Here is a 6,016-nt window from a genome sequence, read left to right as displayed (position 1 = left end):
ATGACCCGGCGGGCCGCCTCCGACTCGGCGGCGGGCGGGGAGAGTTCGTCGAGGGTGTCGAGCTCGTCGTCCGCCTCCAGCTCCTCCTCCCAGGCCGCCGCGAGCCGCTCCTGCTCCTCGCGCGGCCTGTCCTCGACGGCCTCCCGCTGCCGGGGGTCCAGAGCCGCCAGGAACCGTCCGACCGAGTCCGTCGGCATGCCGTTCTCCTTGTCGCCGTGCGGGGCCGGCCGCCCTCCTGCTGCCGCGCCCGGCCCAGCATCGCGAAACGGGACCGCCGCCGCCCGCCGACACGTCCGGCCACCACCCGAAGAGCGGCGTGATCCGGCCACGCCCGGCGCTTCAACCGGAATCGCCCCACCACCGCACTACGCTGATGGGTTGTTCGGCGCCGGAACGGAACAACCCGGGCAGACCCGGGCCCGCCGGCGCTCCGGACGATTCCGGGAACGAGACGCGAGGGTTGATGGCAATCACACCAGGGCGCGGTGAACTCGATCTGCTCGACGAGGGGGAACGGGGACCCGAAGGAGGAGGCCCGGACGGGGAAGCGGCCGGCGAGCCGCGCGGACACCCGGACGCCCCCGACGGGGCCGCCGCCAAATCGGCCCGGTTCTCCGCCGGGCCCGCCGCCCCGCCCCGCACCCTCGTCGACGTGTTCGCCGCCTCCGTACGCGCCCACCCCGACGAACCCGCCCTCGACGACGGCACCGCCCGCCTGACCTACCGGGCCCTGGCCGCCGAGGTCGAGCGCAGGCGCCGGGTCCTCGCCGCCTGCGGGATCGGCCTCGGCGACCGCGTCGGCGTCCGGGTGCCGTCGGGGACCAACGACCTGTACACGTCGATCCTCGCCGTACTCGCCGCCGGCGCCGCCTACGTACCCGTCGACGCCGAGGACCCCGACGAACGCGCCGGGCTCGTCTTCGCCGAGGCCGGGGTCCGCGCCGTCCTGGGCGCCGGCCCCGGCGTCGAACTCACCGGCCCCCGCGCCCACGACCGGGTCCGCTCGGCGCCGCCGACGCCCGGACACGACGCGTGGATCATCTTCACCTCCGGCTCCACCGGCCGCCCCAAGGGCGTCGCCGTCAGCCACCGCAGCGCCGCCGCCTTCGTCGACGCCGAGGCCGCGCTCTTCCTCGCCGACGAGCCCCTCGGCCCCGGCGACCGGGTCATGGCCGGCCTGTCCGTCGCCTTCGACGCCTCCTGCGAGGAGATGTGGCTGGCCTGGCGCCACGGCGCCTGCCTCGTGCCCGTCCCGCGCTCGCAGGTGCGCGCCGGCGCCGACCTCGGCCCCTGGCTGGTGGACCAGGAGATCACCGTCGTCTCCACCGTCCCCACCCTGGCCGCGCTCTGGGAGCCCGAGCACCTCGACGAGGTCCGGCTGCTGATCTTCGGCGGCGAGGCCTGCCCGCCCGAACTGAGCCGCCGGCTCGTCACCGAGGGGCGCGAGGTCTGGAACACCTACGGCCCCACCGAGGCCACCGTCGTCGCCTGCGCCTCACTGCTGACCGGCGAGGAGCCGGTCAGGATCGGCCTGCCGCTGGCCGGCTGGGAGCTCGCCGTCGTCGACGGATCGGGCGAACCGGTGCCCATGGGCGGCAGCGGACAGCTCGTGATCGGCGGCGTCGGACTGGCCCGCTACCTCGACCCGGCCAAGGACGCCGAGAAGTACGCCCCGCTCGACTCCCTCGGCTGGCCGCGCGCCTACCGCAGCGGCGACCTCGTCCGCGCGGAACCGGAGGGCCTGGTCTTCCTCGGACGCGGCGACGAACAGGTCAAACTCGGCGGCCGCCGCATCGAACTCGGCGAGGTCGACGCCGCCCTCCAGGCCCTGCCCGGGGTCAGCGGCGCCGCCGCCGCCGTACGCACCGCGCGCGGCGGCAACCAGCTCCTCGTCGGCTACCTCGTCACCCAGGACGGCTGGGACCACACCGCCGCCCTCGCCCGGCTGCGCGCCGAACTGCCCGCCGCCCTCGTCCCCCTGCTCGCCCCCGTCGACGCGCTCCCCACCCGCACCTCCGGCAAGGTGGACCGCGACGCCCTGCCCTGGCCCCTGCCCGGAGCCGGCACCGGCGCGCCCGGCGCACCCCTGCACGGCACCGAGGCCTGGCTCGCCGAACAGTGGAGCGAGGCGCTGGGCGTGCCCGTCACCGGCGCCGACGACGACTTCTTCGCCATCGGCGGCGGCAGCCTCGCCGCCGCCCGGCTCGCCACCCTGCTGCGCGCCCGCTACCCCGGCGCCGCCGTCCTCGACGTCTACCAGCAGCCCGTCCTGCGCAAACTGGCCCGGCGGCTGGAGAAGAAGGCGGGGGAGGACGAGGCACCCCGCACCGTCACCCCCGTCCCGGCGCGCTCCCGCGTCCTGCAGACACTGCTGCTGCTCCCGCTGTTCACCCTGACCGGACTGCGCCGCACGGTGGTGCTGTTCGCCGTGGGCGACGTCCTGCACCTGATCGGCCCCTACCCGTGGGCGCCCACCGCCCCCTGGTGGCTCGTCGCCGCCGGGGCGCTCCTGCTGCTGACCCCGCCCGGCCGCCTCGCGATCGCCGCCGGCGGCGCCCGGCTGCTGCTGCGCGGGGTGCGGCCCGGACGCCACCCGCGGGGCGGCGGCGTCCACCTGAGGCTGTGGACCGCCGAACGCCTCGCCGAGTGCGCCGGCGCCACCTCCCTCACCGGGGCCTGGCTGGAACGCTACGCGCGGGCCCTCGGCGCCCGCGTCGGCCCCGAGGTCGACCTGCACTCCCTGCCCCCGGTCACCGGCATGCTCCGGCTCGGCCGCGGCTGCGCCGTGGAGGCCGAGGTGGACCTCTGCGGGCACTGGCTCGACGGGGACCAGCTCGTCATCGGCCCGGTCCGGGTCGGCGCGGGCGCCGTCGTCGGCACGCGCAGCCTCCTCTTCCCCGGCGCGCGGGTCGGCAAGCGGGCCGAGGTCGCCCCCGGCTCCGCCGTCGTCGGCCACGTCCCGACCGGCCAGCGGTGGGCCGGGGCCCCGGCCGTCAAACTCGGCCGGGCCAAACACGACTGGCCGCCGCAGCGCCCGCCGCGCCCGCGGCTGTGGCGGGCCATGTACGGGGCCACCGGCGTCGCCCTCACCGCCCTGCCCCTGCTCGCGGCCGTGCCCGCGCTCCTCGTGGCGGGCCGTTTCGTGCCCGCCGACGCGGGCGCCGGCCGGGCCCTGCGCGGGGCGCTGCTCGCGGTGGTGCCCGGGGCGCTCGCCTACGGGCTCGCGTACGCCCTGCTGGTGCTGGCCGGGGTCCGCGCGCTCAGCCTCGGACTGCGCCCCGGCAGCCATCCCACGCACAGCCGGACCGGCTGGCAGGCCTGGGCCGTCACCCAGCTGATGGACCTCGCCCGTGACACCCTCTTCCCGCTGTACGCCGCCCTGGCCACCCCCGTCTGGCTGCGGCTGCTCGGCATGCGCGTCGGCCGCCGCGCCGAGGTGTCCACCGTCCTCGGGCTGCCCAGCCTCACCACCGTCGGCGACGGGGCGTTCCTCGCCGACGACACCCTGACCGCGCCCTGCGAACTCGGCGGCGGCTGGGTGCGGATCGGGCCCTCGCGGATCGGGCGCCGCGCCTTCCTCGGCAACTCCGGCATGACCGCCCCCGGCCGCGGGGTCCCCGACGACGGGCTGGTCGGGGTCCTGTCCGCGACCCCCAAGAAGGCCAAGAAGGGCGGCTCCTACCTGGGCCTGCCGCCGGTGCGGCTGCCGCGGTCCGCGGCCGCCGCCGACCAGGGCCGCACCTACGACCCGCCCGCGCGCCTGCTGTGGGCGCGCGGACTGGTCGAACTCTGCCGGATCGTCCCGGTGTTCTGCTCGGCGGCCCTCGCCGTCCTGACGGTCGCGGCGCTCTGTGCGCTGGCGGCGCCCGGCCGGCTGGGCCCGGCGGGGGCCGCCCTGCTGTCCGGGGCGGTGCTCCTGGCCGCCGGGGCGGCCGCCTGCGCGGTCACCGTCGCCGCCAAGTGGCTGCTGGTGGGCCGGCACCGGGTCGGCGAACACCCGCTGTGGAGCGCGTTCGTGTGGCGCAACGAGCTCGCCGACACCTTCACCGAGGTCCTCGCCGTGCCCTGGCTGGCCGGATCGGTGCCCGGTACGCCGCTGCTGACGCTGTGGCTGCGCGGCCTCGGCGCCCGCATCGGGCGGGGCACCTGGTGCGAGAGCCACTGGCTGCCCGAGACGGACCTGGTGACGATCGGCGACGGGGTCAGCGTGAACCGGGGCTGCGTGTTGCAGACGCATCTCTTCCACGACCGGATCCTGCGGACGGATACTGTGGTGCTGCGCGAGGGCGCCACCCTGGGCCCGGGCGGGATCGTCCTGCCCGGGAGCACGATCGGGGCCCGCGGCACGGTGGGCCCCGCGTCCCTCGTGATGGCCGGGGAGACCGTCCCCGACGGCACCCGCTGGCTGGGCAACCCGATCGAGGCGTGGCGCTCCTGAACCCGCGTCCCCCGGCCGGTCGCCGGCCCGGGACGCCGAAGACCCCGGCACCACCGGTATCCCGTACGAGCACGGCCCAGGGAGCGGAAACGGCAGTGAGCGGCCAGCAGACAGCGGCACCGGACCCGTACTTCCCGGAGAACGGCGATCCGCGCTACCACGCGCACCGCTACGAACTGGCCCTGGAGTACCGGCCCGGCCCCAACCGGCTCACCGGCCGGGCCCGGATCAGCGCGATCGCCGGCCCGGCCGCGCTGGCCGAGTTCCAGCTCAACCTGGCGTCCGGGTTCCGGCTGGGACGGATCCTGCTCGACGGCCGCGCCCCGCACTACACCCACCGGGCGGGCCGGCTGCGGATCCGGCCCGCCAGGCCGCTGCCCGCCGGCGCGGCGTTCACCGTCGAGGTGCACTGGGCCGGCAACCCGAAGCCGGTGCGCAGCCCCTGGGGCGGCATCGGCTGGGAGGAGCTGACCGACGGCGCGCTGGTGGCCAGCCAGCCGGTCGGCGCCCCCTCCTGGTACCCGTGCAACGACCGGCCCGCCGACAAGGCCTCCTACCACCTCTCCCTCAACACCCCCTCCGCGTACACCGTCGCGGCCGGCGGCCGGCTGCTCACGCGCACCACCGGGGCCAGCACCACCACCTGGGTGTACGAGCAGTCCGCGCCCACCTCCAGCTATCTCGTGGGCCTCTCCGTCGGCCAGTACCGGACCGTGACCCTGGACGGCGCCGGGCCCGGCGCCGTCCCCCAGAGCGCCCACGTGCCCGCGCACCTGCTGCCGCGCTTCACCCACGACTTCGCCCGGCAGCCCGCCATGATGCGGCTGTTCGAGGAGCTGTTCGGGCCCTATCCCTTCGGCGAGTACGCGGTGGTCGTCGCCGACGAGGAGCTGGACGTCCCGGTGGAGGCCCAGGGGCTGTCCGCCTTCGGCGCCAACCACGTGGACGGCGGCCGCGGTTCGGAGCGGCTCATCGCCCACGAACTCGCCCACCAGTGGTTCGGCAACAGCGTGACCATCGCCGACTGGCGGCACATCTGGCTCAACGAGGGCTTCGCGAAGTACGCCGAATGGCTGTGGTCGGAGCGCTCCGGCGGCCGCACCGCACACGAACTGGCCGCGGCCGCGCACCGGATGCTCGCCTCCCGCCCGCAGGACCTGCGCCTGTCCGACCCGGGCCGCAGGCTGATGTTCGACGACCGGCTCTACGAGCGCGGGGGCCTGACCGTCCACGCGCTCCGCTGCGCCCTGGGCGACCGGGCCTTCTTCCGCATGCTGCGCGACTGGGCCGTGGAGCACCGCCACGGCGTGGTGACCACGGCCGCCTTCACCGCCCACGCCGCCCGCTACGCGCCCGGGCCGACGGACGGGCTCTGCGCGGCCTGGCTGGACGAACCGGCCCTCCCGCCGCTGCCACCGCCGCCGCACGGCACCTGACGGCCCGTCCGCCGCCCCGCCCCGGGCCGCTGTCGGACCCGGGGCCCAGGGCCTGTCGTCAAACTCCCGTCGTCGCCCGAAGGGCGGCCCCGCGGCGTCTGGTGCGTGCTCTCGGTGTGCCGGGCGAAAGCCCGCGTACTGG

Annotated in this window: 3 protein-coding genes; 2 read left to right on the top strand and 1 reads right to left on the bottom strand. The window is 76.7% G+C overall.

Annotated elements, in window-relative coordinates:
• Nucleotides 1–197 (bottom strand): hypothetical protein (locus AB0O29_RS33680; protein WP_365159573.1); only part of this gene is annotated, 197 nt, incomplete at its 3' end.
• Between the two features lie 266 nt (nucleotides 198–463).
• On the opposite strand from AB0O29_RS33680, the gene AB0O29_RS33675 reads away from it, so the two are divergent.
• Together AB0O29_RS33675 and AB0O29_RS33670 are read left to right on the top strand one after the other, a co-directional pair.
• Entirely contained in the window at nucleotides 464–4,438 is a 3,975-nt protein-coding gene (locus AB0O29_RS33675) for a Pls/PosA family non-ribosomal peptide synthetase (RefSeq protein WP_365159570.1), read from the top strand.
• A 95-nt stretch (nucleotides 4,439–4,533) separates the two neighbouring features.
• The gene (locus AB0O29_RS33670) at nucleotides 4,534–5,874 is read left to right on the top strand and encodes a M1 family metallopeptidase (protein WP_365159568.1); all 1,341 of its coding nucleotides are present in this window, start codon (nucleotides 4,534–4,536) and stop codon (nucleotides 5,872–5,874) included.
• Nucleotides 5,875–6,016: the final 142 nt, after the last annotated feature.

Source organism: Streptomyces sp. NPDC089915 (assembly GCF_040684675.1).
GTDB lineage: Bacteria > Actinomycetota > Actinomycetes > Streptomycetales > Streptomycetaceae > Streptomyces.
Note: the sequence above shows the minus strand (reverse complement) of the source record. Positions and strands in the feature narration are given on the sequence as shown.

Coding starts and splice junctions, on each gene's coding strand:
- AB0O29_RS33675 (WP_365159570.1), top strand. CDS start 464: ATGGCAATCACACCAGGGCGCGGTGAACTCGATCTGCTCGACGAGGGG.